12 protein-coding genes are annotated in these 14,101 nt (G+C 64.2%); 6 read left to right on the top strand and 6 right to left on the bottom strand.

All coding sequences use genetic code 11. The annotated features are described in order from the left end of the window. Window positions 1-19: 19 nt before the first annotated feature. The 3 genes from ACO07C_RS14995 to puuE form a co-directional block, all read right to left on the bottom strand. Entirely contained in the window at window positions 20-511 is a 492-nt protein-coding gene (locus ACO07C_RS14995) for an ureidoglycolate lyase (RefSeq protein ID WP_421914938.1), read from the bottom strand. Then, entirely contained in the window at window positions 508-1,371 is an 864-nt protein-coding gene (locus ACO07C_RS14990; protein WP_421914937.1) for a bifunctional allantoicase/(S)-ureidoglycine aminohydrolase, read from the bottom strand. The genes ACO07C_RS14995 and ACO07C_RS14990 overlap by 4 nt, the downstream gene beginning before the upstream one ends. A gap of 69 nt (window positions 1,372-1,440) precedes the next feature. Continuing rightward, window positions 1,441-2,859, bottom strand: coding sequence for an allantoinase PuuE (gene puuE / locus ACO07C_RS14985; RefSeq protein ID WP_421914936.1), 1,419 nt, complete (start codon window positions 2,857-2,859; stop codon window positions 1,441-1,443). A 203-nt stretch (window positions 2,860-3,062) separates the two neighbouring features. Between puuE and uraH the strand changes: the two genes are divergently transcribed. From uraH to ACO07C_RS14960, 5 genes are all read left to right on the top strand, one after another. Next, window positions 3,063-3,437, top strand: coding sequence for a hydroxyisourate hydrolase (gene uraH / locus ACO07C_RS14980; RefSeq protein ID WP_421914935.1), 375 nt, complete (start codon window positions 3,063-3,065; stop codon window positions 3,435-3,437). 3 nt (window positions 3,438-3,440) lie between these two features. Then, entirely contained in the window at window positions 3,441-4,922 is a 1,482-nt protein-coding gene (gene xdhA / locus ACO07C_RS14975) for a xanthine dehydrogenase small subunit (RefSeq protein WP_421914934.1), read from the top strand. Then, on the top strand, window positions 4,922-7,285 hold the full coding sequence (gene xdhB, locus ACO07C_RS14970; protein WP_421914933.1) for a xanthine dehydrogenase molybdopterin binding subunit: 2,364 nt from the start codon (window positions 4,922-4,924) through the stop codon (window positions 7,283-7,285). Before xdhA ends, xdhB begins: the two co-directional genes overlap by 1 nt. 61 nt (window positions 7,286-7,346) lie before the next feature. Continuing rightward, complete coding sequence (gene xdhC, locus ACO07C_RS14965) at window positions 7,347-8,357, top strand: xanthine dehydrogenase accessory protein XdhC (RefSeq protein WP_421914932.1); 1,011 nt, start codon at window positions 7,347-7,349, stop codon at window positions 8,355-8,357. A 100-nt stretch (window positions 8,358-8,457) separates the two neighbouring features. Beyond that, window positions 8,458-9,294 (top strand): PhzF family phenazine biosynthesis protein, encoded by an 837-nt coding sequence (locus ACO07C_RS14960; protein ID WP_421914931.1) that lies wholly within the window; start codon window positions 8,458-8,460, stop codon window positions 9,292-9,294. A gap of 13 nt (window positions 9,295-9,307) precedes the next feature. On the opposite strand, the gene ACO07C_RS14955 is transcribed toward ACO07C_RS14960, so the two are convergent. From ACO07C_RS14955 to ACO07C_RS14945, 3 genes are all read right to left on the bottom strand, one after another. Continuing rightward, window positions 9,308-10,567 (bottom strand): LLM class flavin-dependent oxidoreductase, encoded by a 1,260-nt coding sequence (locus ACO07C_RS14955; RefSeq protein ID WP_421914930.1) that lies wholly within the window; start codon window positions 10,565-10,567, stop codon window positions 9,308-9,310. Beyond that, the gene (locus tag ACO07C_RS14950; RefSeq protein ID WP_421914929.1) at window positions 10,564-11,568 is read right to left on the bottom strand and encodes an LLM class flavin-dependent oxidoreductase; all 1,005 of its coding nucleotides are present in this window, start codon (window positions 11,566-11,568) and stop codon (window positions 10,564-10,566) included. Before ACO07C_RS14950 ends, ACO07C_RS14955 begins: the two co-directional genes overlap by 4 nt. A 104-nt stretch (window positions 11,569-11,672) precedes the next feature. Beyond that, entirely contained in the window at window positions 11,673-12,593 is a 921-nt protein-coding gene (locus ACO07C_RS14945) for a LysR family transcriptional regulator (protein ID WP_421914928.1), read from the bottom strand. Between the two features lie 240 nt (window positions 12,594-12,833). Between ACO07C_RS14945 and ACO07C_RS14940 the strand changes: the two genes are divergently transcribed. Next, window positions 12,834-14,051, top strand: coding sequence for a urate hydroxylase PuuD (locus ACO07C_RS14940; RefSeq protein WP_421914927.1), 1,218 nt, complete (start codon window positions 12,834-12,836; stop codon window positions 14,049-14,051). Window positions 14,052-14,101 lie beyond the last annotated feature (50 nt).

The following is a 14,101-nucleotide window of genomic DNA, read 5'->3' as shown; positions in this document are numbered from 1 at the left end:
ACCGCGACATGCACAAAAATCAAGGTACGTGGATCTCGTAGGCGTGCGAGAAGTGGAATTCTTCGAGGTTGGAGCCATCGCCGCCGCGGTCGACGATCAGGAAATCCTGGGCCTCGCCGAGCGGCGTCAGTACGCCATGCCAGAGATTGCGGGAATAGTTGATGCCCTGTCCGGGCGCGGTGATGAAGGCATGCGGCTCGCCCGGACCCTCCTTCCCGTCGTGGCAGACAACGACCAGGAACGGGCGCGGCGACAGCGGGATGAAGGCCTGGCTGCCCAGGGGATGGCGCTCGACCATGGTCAGCTTCAGCGGCAATTCGTAGGGGGTGCCGCGCACCATCGAGATCAGCACGCGCGCGTTCGGGCCTGCTGCTTCGGCGGTGGCGAGATCGTGGTAGCGCTCGGCCTTGCCGCCATTGATCGGGTAATGATTGTCGCCGCCCATGTCGATCACATCGCCGAATTCGGCGAAGTTTTCGCGGGACAGCGGCCGCGCGATGATGCGGGTCATGGCGCGCGCTTCGCGATGCCCGCGCCACCGAGCTTGGCGTGCCGGTTGACGTCCTTGTAGAGCAAATAGCGGAAATCGCCGGGACCACCGGCATAGCAGGCCTGCGGGCAAAAGGCGCGCAGCCACATGAAGTCGCCCGCCTCGACCTCTACCCAGTCCTGGTTGAGCCTGTAGACGGCCTTGCCTTCGAGCACGTAGAGGCCGTGCTCCATGACATGGGTCTCGGCAAAGGGGATAACCGCGCCGGGCTTCAGCGTCACGATGGTGACGTGCATGTCGTGGCGCATGTCCGCCGGGTCGACGAAGCGTGTCGTTGCCCAGCGCCCCTCGGTGCCGGGCATCGCGCTCGGCTCGATCTGCTGCTCGTTGGTGAAGAACGCTTCCGGCGTGTCGAGGCCGTCCACCGCTTCGTAGGCCTTGCGCACCCAATGGAAGCGGACCGCGTCGCTGCCTTCGTTGCGCACAGTCCAGCCGCTTGCCGGCGGCAGGAAACCAAATCCGCCGGGACGAAGCACATGCTTCTTGCCGGCCAGCGAAACGGCAAGCTCACCCTCGACGACGAAGAGCACGCCTTCGGCGCCGGCATCAGGCTCCGGCCGGTCGCTGCCTCCGCCAGGCAGGACTTCGACGATATACTGCGAAAACGTCTCGGCGAATCCCGACAGCGGCCGCGCGATGATCCAGGCCCTGGTCTTGTCCCAGAAGGGCAGGGGACTGGTAACGATGTCCTGCATCACGCCCTTGGGAATGACGGCGTAGGCCTCGGTGAAGACGGCACGGCCGGTCAGCAACTCGCTTTGGCCTGGATGGCCGCCCTGCGGTGCATAGTAGGTGCGCTCTGTAGTCTTGATCATATCCATGGTCCTGGCCCTCGGAGCAATTCCAGGAAAAGCACGGCTTTCCGTCCGAAACTGCGTGAAAACAAATATCTAGATTGGCAGCATGTCTCTCAGCCGAAGCAGCGCGATGCGCTCGACCTGTCTGCAGGCGGTCGCGAATTCGACGCCGCGGCTGTTGCCGATGCGGGTTTCGAATTCCGCCAGGATCTGCTCCTTGGTCTTGCCCTTGACCGCGATGATGAAGGGGAAGCCGAAGGTGGTGACGTAGGCGGCGTTGAGCTTGGCGAACAGCTCGCGCTCCTTGTCGGTCAGCGCGTCGAGGCCTGCCGAAGCCTGTTCCCGGGTCGATTCCGCCGTCAGGCGCTTGGCCTTTGCCAGCTTGCCGGCCAGGTCGGGATGGGCGTTGAGCACGCCGAGCCGTTCCGCTTCGCTGGCGGCACGGAAGACACGGCAGAGCGCGTTGTGCAGGCCGCCGGCTGTATCATGCGCGGGACCCAGCTCCAGCTCGTAGGCCCGCTCGGCGATCCATGGCGAATGCTCGAACACGCCGCCGAAAGTGTGAACGAAGGTCTCGAATTCCATTTTCGAGGGGCGCAGCGCCGCCGGCTTGTAGGGATGGTTCTCTTGCCAGTGTCTGGCGATATCGATGCGCCGCGCCAGCCAGACCCTGTCGTGCGATTTCACATAGTCGACGAAGCGCTTCAGCGCAGCCACCCGGCCGGGGCGTCCGACGAGGCGGCAATGCAGGCCGATACTCATCATGCGTGGCCGCCCGGCCTTGCCCTCGGCATAGAGCGTGTCGAAACTGTCCTTCAGGTAGGCGAAGAACTGGTCGCCGGAATTGAACCCCTGCGGCGTGGCGAAACGCATGTCGTTGGCGTCGAGCGTATAGGGGATGATAAGCTGGGCGCCGCCCTCATGCTCGAACCAGTATGGCAGCTCGTCGTCGTAGGTGTCCGACACATAGGCGAAGCCGCCTTCCTGCGCCGCAAGCCGCACCGTGTTGACCGATGTGCGGCCAGTATACCAGCCGGTCGGGCGCTCGCCCGTTACTTCATAGTGCAGCTTGATGGCGTCTTCCAGGTCGCGGCGCTCGTCCTCCGCGGCATGGTCGCGGTAGTCGATCCATTTCAGCCCGTGCGACGCGATCTCCCAGCCGGCGTCCTGCATCGCCGTCACCTGGTCGGGCGAACGCGCCAGCGCGGTGGCGACGCCGTAGCAGGTTATCGGTACTTCGGCCTCGGTGAACAGGCGATAGAGTCGCCAGAAGCCGGCGCGGGCGCCATATTCGTAGATCGATTCCATGTTCCAGTGGCGCTGGCCAAGCCAGGGCGCGGCGCCGACGATCTCGGACAGGAAGGCTTCCGATGCCTTGTCGCCATGCAGGACGCAGTTCTCGCCGCCTTCCTCGTAATTGACGACGAACTGCACCGCGACATGCGCTCCGTCGGGCCATTTCGGATCCGGTGGATTGGCTCCGTAGCCGCGCATGTCTCGTTCGTAACGCATGGTCCCTCCTGCCGGACGCTGCCGGGAGTGTGTTCAAGATAGTCGAAAGGGTAGCGTGCGCATTCCCCCGAAATTTTTGAAAGTGTTTTTGCCGCGCTCCGCTCGACCGGGACTTATGCATCGCCTTTAATTGGCGCACAATTCATCAGTAATGTTCGACTGTATCGAGCCAGTTCGTTGGTGCTGGAAATAGGAGGCTGCCAATGGCAGAAACGTCGAAAGCCGATGGCGGGCGCCTGACGACGCATGTCCTCGACACCGCGACCGGCAAGCCGGCGGCGGGGCTGTCGATCGAGCTCTATCGCGTCGAAGGCATCGCGCGCACCCATTTGAAGACTGTTATCACCAACGCCGATGGCCGCTGCGATGCCCCATTGCTGGCCGGCGCGGACTTCCGCACCGGCGAATACGAACTGGTTTTCGCGGCCGGCGACTATTTGCGCCGTCAGGGAACAAAACTGCCTGAACCGGCCTTCCTTGATATCGTACCGATCCGTTTCGGCATGGCCGAGCCCGTGCATTACCATGTGCCGCTGCTCGTCTCGCCCTACGGCTATTCGACCTACAGGGGGAGCTGAGGCATGGCGACGGTCGCGACACGCAACGAGATACGCTTCATCCTCAACGGGCAGGACGTGGTCCTCGCCGACGTTGCACCCGATGCCACCCTGCTCGACTGGCTGCGGCTCAGCCGCACCTTGCGCGGCACCAAGGAGGGCTGCGCCGAGGGCGATTGCGGCGCCTGCACCGTGCTGGTCGGCAAGCTGTCGGCCGGCGGACTGGTCTATGAGAGCGTCAATGCCTGCATCCGCTTCCTCGGCTCGCTCGACGGCACCCATGTGGTGACGGTCGAACATCTGCACGGCGAGCCGGGCAAGCTGCATCCGGTCCAGCAGGCGATGGTCGATTTCCACGGCTCACAATGCGGCTTCTGCACGCCGGGCTTCGTCATGTCGCTCTACGGCCTGTGGATGAAGTCGCCGGAACCGTCGGATGCGGCAATAGAGAAGGCGCTGCAGGGCAATCTCTGCCGCTGCACCGGCTATGAGGCGATCATGCGGGCGGCGCGCGCCATCTCCAGCTACGGCAAGGTTGCCAGGGATCCTCTGGCGGCTGAACGCAAGGCGATCACGGCTCGGCTCGAAGCGATGAACGACGGCCTGCGCGTCGAGGTTGGCACCGACAAGGCGCGGCTGATCGTGCCGGCCGATGTCGATGATTTCGCTGACATCCTCGACCAGGAGCCGGGCGCCACCATCGTTGCCGGCTCTACCGATGTCGGCCTGTGGGTGACCAAGCATATGCGCGACATCTCTCCGGCGGTGTTCATCGGCAATCTCGACGGCCTGTGCCAGATGTCCGAGGACGACGGTGTCATTACCATCGGCGCCGGCGTCACCTACACCGAGGCATTCTCGACGCTCGCCAAACGCATCCCGGCGCTCGGCGCGCTGGTCGATCGCATCGGCGGCGAACAGGTGCGCAACATGGGCACCATCGGCGGCAACATCGCCAACGGCTCGCCGATCGGCGACACGCCACCGCCCTTGATCGCGCTCGGCGCGCGGCTCACCCTGCGCAAGGGCAAGGAGCGGCGCACGATCTTGCTGCAGGACTTCTTCATCGCTTACGGGAAGCAGGACCGACAGGCCGGCGAGTTCGTCGAGGCGGTGCACGTGCCGGTTCCCGCCAAGGGCGCGAAATTCGCCGTCTACAAGGTCACAAAGCGTCGCGACGAGGACATCACGGCCACGCTCGGCGCCTTCCTGCTGACATTGGCGGGGGATGGCACGGTGGCGGATATTCGCATCGCCTATGGCGGCATGGCGGCGACGCCGAAGCGGGCATCGGCTGTCGAGAATGCGTTGCGCGGCAAGCCCTGGACGGAGGACACGGTCGAGGCGGCGATGGCTGAATACGCCGATGATTTTACCCCATTGACCGACATGCGCGCCTCCGCCGAATACCGGGCGCTGGCCGCGCGCAATCTTCTGCTGCGGTTCTTTGCCGAGACCACCGGCACCAAGGAGCCTGTCCAGGTCTCGCGGTATGAGGCTGCATGATGAACAAGCACGCCACGCAAAACCTCAAGGCGATGAAGATCGTCGGCGGCGTCGCCACCGACCAGCGCCATGATTCCGCTCACAAGCATGTCGGCGGCACGGCTGTCTACATCGACGACATGCCAGAACCGGCCGGCACGCTGCATGTCGGCCTCGGCCTGTCGAAGGTCGCGCATGGCACCTTGAAGAGCGTCGACCTTTCAGCCGTGCGTGCGGCTCCCGGCGTGATCGATGTGCTCACTTATGCCGACGTGCCCGGCGAAAACGACGTGTCGCCGAGCAACATGCATGACGATCCGGTGCTGGCGGAAGGCAAGGTGCAGTTCTTCGGCCAGCCGGTCTTCGCTGTCGTCGCCACCACCCGCGAGCACGCGCGACGCGCCGCGCGGCTGGCCAGGATCGAATATGACGAGCTTCCCGCCATCCTCGGCATCTGGGAGCTGGACCCGATCCAGGACAAGCTTGTCACCACGCCGCTGATCTTGCGGCGCGGCGACGCGGCGGCTGCCATCGCCGCGGCGCCGCGTCGGGTGAAAAGCCGGATGAAGCTAGGCGGACAGGACCACTTCTACCTAGAGGGCCAGGTGTCGTTGGCCGTGCCGGGCGAGGACGACGAGGTGACGGTCTATTGCTCGACCCAGGGGCCGAGCGAGACCCAGCACCTCGTTTCCCACGTGCTCGGCGTTCCCAGCCATGCGGTGACCGTGGAAGTCCGCCGCATGGGCGGCGGCTTCGGCGGCAAGGAAACTCAGGCCAACCAGTGCGCGGCCATCGCCGCGATAGCGGCCAAGAAGCACAAACGCGCCGTCAAGGTCAGGCTCGACCGTGACGAGGATATGACCGCCACCGGCAAGCGGCACGACTTCGCCATCGACTATGAGGTCGGCTTCGACGATGAGGGGAATATCCTCGGCGTCGACTACGTGTTCGCCCTCAATGCCGGCTTCTCGGCCGACCTGTCCGGTCCGGTCGGCGACCGCGCGCTGTTCCATTGCGACAACGCCTATTTCTATCCGAATGTCCACGCCAGGTCGGCGCCGCTTTACACCAACACCGTTTCCAACACGGCTTTCCGGGGCTTCGGCGGCCCGCAAGGCATGGTTGGCGCCGAGCGCGTCATCGACGAGGTTGCCTTCGCCGTCGGCAAGGACCCGCTCGAAATCCGCAAGCTGAACTTCTACGACCCGATGGAGGCGATCGGCACGCGCAACGTCACGCCCTATCACCAGAAGGTCGAGGACAACATCATCCAGCGCATCGTCGCCGAGTTGGAGGAAAGCGCCGACTATGCGCGGCGACGCCGCGAGATAGCGGCCTTCAACGCCAACAGCCGCTTCATCAAGCGCGGCCTGGCGCTGACGCCGGTCAAGTTCGGCATCTCCTTCACCAAGACCGAGTCCAACCAGGCCGGCGCGCTGGTGCATGTCTATGCCGACGGCTCCGTGCACATGAACCATGGCGGCACGGAAATGGGCCAGGGCCTGCACCTGAAGGTGGCGCAGGTCGTGGCCGAGGAATTCCAGATCGATCTCGACCGGGTGAAGATTACCGCCACCACCACCGCCAAGGTCCCGAACACGGCGCCGACGGCGGCGTCTTCGGGCGCCGACCTCAACGGTATGGCGGCGCAGAATGCGGCGCGGCAGATCCGCGAGCGGCTCACCGATTTCGCCGCCGAGAAGTATCAGACACCGGTCGATCAGGTGGTGTTCCTGCCCAATCGGGTTCGCGTCGGCAACCAGGAAATCAGCTTCAACGACCTGGTCCGGCAGGCCTTCATCGCGCGCATCCAGCTTTCGGCCGCCGGCTTCTACAAGACGCCGAAAATCCACTGGGACCGCAGCAAGGGCCAGGGCCATGCCTTCTACTATTACGCCTATGGCGCGGCCTGCTCGGAAGTGTCGGTGGATACGCTCACCGGCGAATATGTCGTCGAACGCGCCGACATCCTGCACGATTGCGGGCGCTCGCTGAACCGGGCGATCGACATCGGCCAGGTCGAGGGCGGCTTCATCCAGGGCATGGGCTGGCTGACGACGGAAGAACTCTGGTGGGACGACAAGGGCCGGCTGCGCACGCACGCGCCGTCGACCTACAAGATTCCGCTCGCATCCGACCGTCCGAAGATTTTCAACGTGGCGCTGACAGACTGGTCGCAAGCCTATGAGCCGACCATCCATCGCTCCAAGGCGGTCGGAGAGCCGCCCTTGCCGCACGGCATGTCGGTGCTGCATGCGCTGTCCGATGCGGTAGCCAGTGTTGCCGACAACAAGATCTGCCCGCGCCTCGATGCACCGGCAACGCCCGAACGTGTGCTGATGGCAATCGAGCGACTGAAGAAAGAGGCAAAGGCGGGCGCCTGAAGCAGCAAAACGTGCAATTCGGGCCGGAAAAGCCTATATTTCCCGATTGGGAATGCGAGATATGAACTCGAAGGTGCAAAGTCTGAAAGCCTTTCTCGGCAGCGCTGGCCGGGTCGCCCTGGTCGAGGTGGCCGGCACCAAGGGCTCGACGCCGCGCGAGAAGGGCGCCTTCATGCTCGTCTCGCCAACGGCGATCCTTGGCACGATCGGCGGCGGTCAGCTTGAATACATGGCCATCGACAAGGCACGGCAGATGCTTTTCTCCCCCCTTGAGGGGGAGATGGCCGCGAGGCGGCCAGAGGGGGTCCTCACAGGAGGCACCACAAGGGCGTCGAGCACTGCCGCAACGACCCCACCCGGCGGCTTCGCCGCCACCCGCCCCTCAAGGGGGAGGGGTGCTCGCATCGAAGTCGACGAAGTCTGCGCCACGCTCGACGTGCCGCTCGGGCCTGAGATCGGCCAATGCTGCGGCGGGCGCGTCGAGGTTCTGATCCGACTGGTCGATGCCGCGCTCGAGGCCGAAATGATTCGCACGGCGGAAGCAGAGGAAGCCCATCTGCCGCATGTCTACATCTTCGGTGGCGGCCATGTCGGCCAGGCGCTGGCGTCGACGATCGCGCTGCTTCCCGTGCACGGCGTCGTCATCGAGACGCGCGCCGAGGCGCTGGAAGGCATGCCCGAAACCGTCGAGACGCGGCTGACGGCGATGCCCGAGGCGGAGATCCGAATCGCACCGGCCGGAACCGCCTTTGCTATCCTAACGCACGACCACGCGCTGGATTTCCTGATCGTCGCCGAGGCGTTGAAACGCGACGACGCTGCCTATGTCGGCATGATCGGCTCGAAGACCAAGAAAGCCACGTTCAGGAACTGGTTCCTGAAGTCAGCTGAAGGCAGCGAGGCGGAGTTTGCCCGCCTTGTTTCGCCGATCGGCGGCGATGCCGTCAAGGACAAGCGCCCGCAGGTCATCGCCGCGCTGGCCGCCGCCGAGATCATGACGGCTCTGGTTAGTCACGACACGGCATCAAGCGCCGCGCGACATGACACGCATGAAAAGGCCGTGGCCGGCTGACCTCATCGGATATGTCACAGCTGCTCGTCGATTTCTTCAATTCCCAATTGCTCGGAAAACGCGTTTGCTGTCCAGGCGTTGCAGCGCGAGGCGAAGGCACATGGACGTTTTGAAAATTGCAGCCTTTTCGGATGGGGATGCCGGGGGCAATCCTGCTGGAGTGCTGATCGGCAATGCCCTGCCGGACACAGCCGAAATGCAGGCCATCGCGCAGGAGGTCGGGTTCTCGGAGACCGCCTTTGCCGCACCGGATGGCGACAATTGGCGGGTTCGTTACTTCTCGCCGGAATCCGAAGTTCCATTCTGCGGTCATGCCACGATCGCCCTGGGCGCGGCGCTGGTCCGGCGGTTTGGCGACGGCATTTTCCCGCTGACCCTCAACCAGGCGAGCATCACCGTCGAAGGATTCCGCGATGGCGCGAACGTCGCCGCCGCCCTGCAGTCGCCGCCGACGCGCAGCAAGCCGGCTCCGCCGTCGCTGGTCGCCGAGGCGCTGGCACTGTTCGGCTATGCACCCGGCGATCTCGATCCGGCCATTCCGCCAGCCTTGATCCATGGTGGCGCGGACCACCTTGTGCTGGCCCTCAACACGCGCGAGGCGCTGGCCGCCATGCGCTACGATCTGAAGGCCGGCCAGGCACTGATGCGGCGAGAGGGGCTGGTGACGATCCTGCTCGCCTATGCCGAAACGCCGCGATTGTTCCACACGCGCAATCCATTTGCCTCCGGCGGCGTCTATGAGGATCCGGCCACGGGAGCCTCCACGGCGGCCTTCGCGGGCTATCTGCGCGATATTGGCTGGCCGCATGGCGGCGCCGTCGATATCGTGCAGGGTGAGGACATGGGCATGCGCTCGCGCCTGCATGCCGATATTTCGCAGGAGCCCGGCAGTTCGATCAGGGTCTCGGGCACTGCCCGGATGATGGACGAGGCGTAGGCATCGTCGAATCTCAGGCAGGCCGTTTCAAGCCGAGATGGTCGCGCAACGTGCGGCCTTCATAATCCCTGCGGAACAGGCCACGCCGCTGAAGTTCCGGCACGACCAGCGTGGCGAAGGCATCGAGTTCGCCGGGGAAGTCAGACGGCATGACGTTGAAGCCGTCGGCGGCGCCACCCTCGAACCGCGCCTGCAACTCGTCGGCGACTTGCGCCGCCGTTCCGACGATGCGCCAATGGCCACGCGCCCCGGCGAAGTGGCGGGCAAGCTGGCGGATGGAGAGGCCGTCGCGACGCGATTGCTCGACGACCAGGGCCTGCCGGCTCTTCATCCCTTCGCTCTCCGGCAGTTCGGGCAGTGGCCCATCGATCGGATAGCGTCCGAGATCGGAGATGCTGAGATAGCTGGACAGGAGTGCTACGCCAACATCGTCGGGGATCAGTTCCTGCAACTCGTCATGTTTCTCGCGGGCTTCGGCCTCGGTCTCCGCGACGACCGCTGAGACACCGGGCATGATCTTGATGTCGTCGGGCTCGCGTCCATAGGCAGCCAGTCGACCCTTCAGATCGTCGTAAAAGGCCTTCGCTTCCTCGAATGTCTGCGCCGCGGTGAACACGACATCGGCGCTGCGGGCGGCAAGGTCGCGGCCGACATCCGAGGCACCGGCCTGGACCATCACTGGCGCGCCCTGGGGCGAACGCGGCAGGTCGAGCGGGTCGCGAACCGAAAAGCTCAGGCCGTCATGCCCGGAAGCGAGCGTGCCATGCCAAAGTCCGGTGACCACCTCGGCGAACTCACGCGCCCTCTCATAGCGGTCGGCATGAGGCTTGAGGCCTGTCGAGCCGAAATTGGCGGCTTCGATGGGACTGGCCGAGGTTACCAGGTTCCAGCCGGCCCGGCCGCCGCTAAGATGGTCGAGCGATAGGAAGGTCCGCGCGAGGCCATAGGGCTCGTTGTAGCTCGTCGATGCGGTGGAGACGAGGCCGATACGGCTCGTCTGGACGGCGAGCGCCGACAGCAGGCTGATCGGCTCGAAGCCGATCGAGCGCGACGTCTGGCTGGCTATGTCGACATTGGCTTCGCGCAGGCCGGCGGCATCCTCGCAGAAGATCATGTCGAACTTGGCCGCCTCCGCCATGCGCGCCAGCTGGATGTAGTGGTCGATGTCGATGCCGGCCGTCACATGGGACTTGGGATGGCGCCAGGCGGCGATGTGGTGGCCGGTCGCCCACAGGAAGGCGCCGAGCTTCATCTGGCGGGACGCAGCGGTCATTGGTCACCTCCGCCGTGAAGTCCGAGATGCGAGCGCAGCGTTGTCCCCCGATAGCGCTCCCGAAACAGGCCATGCCGCCGAAGCTCCGGCAGAACCAGATCGACGAACGCGTCGAGTGCCGAAGGCTGCTCTGGCATCAGTATGTTGAAGCCGTCGCAATGTTTGGTCTGGAACCGTTCTGCCAGCCTTTCGGCGATGGCGGCGGGCTTGTCGTCGGCGGCGAGCGCGACGTTCATAAGCACCTTCACGGCATCCAGGTCGCGCCCGCGGGCAACGACGCGACGCTTCAGGTCCTTCGTTGTCTCGACCGGTCCGTAATCCAGCAGGATCACATCGGCGGTGCGGGCGGCGACATCCATGTCGGGCTCCGACAGGCCGGACAGAACCAGCACCGGCGTGTCCTGCGGCGATCGTGCGATGTTCAGCGGTCCCCGCACCGAAAAGAACTCGCCCTTGTGATCGAGCAGGTGCATCCTTTCAGGCATGTGGAAGCGGCCGCCTTTCTTGTCGAACAGCAGGGCGTCCGCATCCCAGCCCTGCCACAGGCCCTGGACGATGCCGATATATTCCTCGGCGCGGCGGCGAAAATCGTCGCCGGAAAATCCGTCCGGCCGGCTGAAATTGGCCGCTTCGCGAGGCGCCTGCTTCATGGTCGCGTTCCAGCCGGAGCGACCATGGCTGATGATGTCGAGCGAGGCGAAACGGCGCGCCAGATTGTAGGGTTGATGAGCAACCGTGGACGCGGCGGCGACAAGGCCGATCCGGCTCGTCACCGTCGCCAGCGCGGCAAGCAAGGTCGTCGCTTCGAAGGGCACCTGCCTCGCAGCTTCTCCGTCGGAAGCTGGCGCAGCATCGGCGATAACAACCATGTCCAGCCCGGCGGCCTCGGCGTTTTGCACAAGCCGCGCCAGGCGATCGAATTCCGGCTCAGCCTCGGGCGATGCATCGGCGGCCCCGGGGAACAGCGAAACGGCAAGATGCATTGTGGCGCCGTTGTCCATCGATGATCCCTGCAAGACGAAATGGAACCGGGACTATGTTCGCCGGTTGCGGGGATGGCAACCGCTGGCGCTGGGCCAACCGCCGGTCACTTGCCGGCCAGCCATTATCGGCCAGCCAGAATGTCGTTGATCAGCCGCTGGCACCGTTCGGCCATGAAGTCGAGGAGCAGCCGCACCTTGGGGTCCTGCAGTTTCTTGTGCGGGTACACGGCGGCGAACTGTACTGGTGTTGGTGGCGTCTTGGTGAGGATGACCTGCAGCCGGTGGTCGCGGATGAACGGTTCGACCTCGAAGCGCGGCTTGTTGATGATGCCGCGCCCCGACAGCGCCCAGCCGGTCAGCACGTCGCCGTCATCGGTGTCATAGGGCCCATGCACTTCGAATTTCTGCGGACCGGTGGGCGTCTGCAGCGTCCAGACATATTCGCGCGCGCCGGAATAGCGCAGCATCAGGCAGTCGTGTTTCCTTCCGATCAGTTCCTGCGGCTCCGTCGGTTCGCCGCGAGCCTCCAGATATTTCGGCGCCGCCACCAGCACGCGTTCGCATTCCATGATGCCGCGCATCCTTAGGCTGGAGTCCTCGATGATGCCGAGCCGGAAGGCAACGTCGATGCCTTCCTTCATGATGTCGACATTGTGGTCGGAGAGCCTCAGCCGCACCTCGATGTCGGGGTACCTGTCGTGGAAATCGGGAATGCCGGAGGCCACCAGCCGGCGGCCGAGGCCAAGCGGCGCCGTCACCTTGATGGTGCCTCGCGGCTGGCCGGAAAGGGCCGAGACGGCGGCTTCCGCCTCGGTGATCGCGTCCAGCACCTGCTTGGCGCCCGAATAGAACACGGTGCCGTGTTCCGTCGGCATCAATTGCCGTGTGGTGCGGTTGAACAGCCGCACGCCAAGGTGCTTCTCCAGTTCCTTGATGCGATTGGAGGCGACGGCCGGCGAAATGCGCATGTCGCGGCCCGCCGCCGACAGATTGCCGAGTTCGACCACACGTACGAAAACGGCGATGTTGTCGAGATAGGCCATGCGGGTTCCGTGGCTTTCAAGCTGCGTCTTGTTGACTCTAGTTCATGCCTCCGAACTTCGGAATCGATTTTCGGAAAGGATCACGAACCAGCCAGAATATTCTCGAACGTCCTTCGCGCGTCCAGGCGGATACGCGGCGCTTTAGTATTTTCCATTTTTTTTTGAAAGTCATCGTACACTTCGCCTCTTTCCGTTTGCGTTCAAGCCCGTAAAGTCATTGGACTGGCAGGGACGACCACAATGATGGATTTCGCGATTTTCTGGGAATGGCTGAGCTTTGCCGTGCGCTGGCTGCACGTCATCACCGGCATCGCCTGGATCGGCTCATCCTTCTATTTCGTCGCGCTTGATCTCGGCCTGCGCCAGCGCCCGGGCATGCCTGTCGGCGCCTTCGGCGAGGAATGGCAGGTGCATGGCGGCGGCTTCTACCACATCCAGAAATACCTGGTGGCACCGGCCGAGATGCCCGAACACCTGACCTGGTTCAAATGGGAATCCTACGCCACATGGCTGTCCGGCTTCGCCATGTTGTGCGTGGTCTACTATGCCGGCGCGGACCTGTTCCTGATCGATCCCAACGTGCTGCCAATGTCGGTGCCGGTGGGCATCCTGCTGTCCATGGCAACGATCGGCGTCGGCTGGGTGGTCTACGATCTCCTGTGCCGCTCGCCGCTTGGCAAAAGCGATACCGGGCTGATGCTGGTGCTCTACTGCGTGCTGGTGTTCATCGCCTGGGGGCTCACGCACCTGTTCACCGGTCGCGCCGCCTTCCTGCATCTGGGCGCCATCACCGCCACGATCATGTCGGCCAATGTCTTCATGGTCATCATTCCCAACCAGAAGATCGTCGTCGCCGACCTGATCGCCGGCCGCAAGCCCGACCCGAAATACGGCAAGATCGCCAAGCAGCGTTCGCTACACAACAACTACCTGACGCTGCCGGTGCTGTTCCTGATGCTGTCGAACCACTATCCGCTGGCCTTCGGCACCCAGTTCAACTGGGTCATCGCCTCGCTGGTGTTCATCATCGGCGTGCTGATCCGGCATTATTTCAACACAGTGCACAAGCGCGCCGGCAACCCGCATTGGACGTGGCTGGGCGCGCTTGTCCTGTTCATCATCATCATCTGGCTGTCGACCGTGCCGAAGGTGCTGACCGGCGAGCCGAAAGCGTCCGCCTCGGCGGAAGTCTATATCGCCTCGGCGCATTTCCCCGCCGTACGCGATACCGTGCTCGGCCGTTGCTCGATGTGCCACGCCCAGGAGCCGGTCTATGAAGGCATCTACCACGCGCCGAAGGGCGTGATGCTCGACACCGACGCCAACATCGCCAATCATGCCCGCGAGATCTATCTGCAGGCTGGCCGCAGCCACGCCATGCCGCCCGCCAACGTCAGCCAGATTACCGACAAGGAGCGGGCGTTGCTGGTGGCATGGTTCGAGGGCGCGGGCAAATAGCCGGGCGGGCGCCTCTTCGCGGGCGAGGCATTTCAAGACAATTGATACGG

Source organism: Mesorhizobium sp. (genome assembly GCF_965229135.1).
Classification (GTDB): Bacteria; Pseudomonadota; Alphaproteobacteria; order Rhizobiales; family Rhizobiaceae; genus Mesorhizobium.
This window is presented reverse-complemented; position numbering and strand designations above follow the sequence as displayed.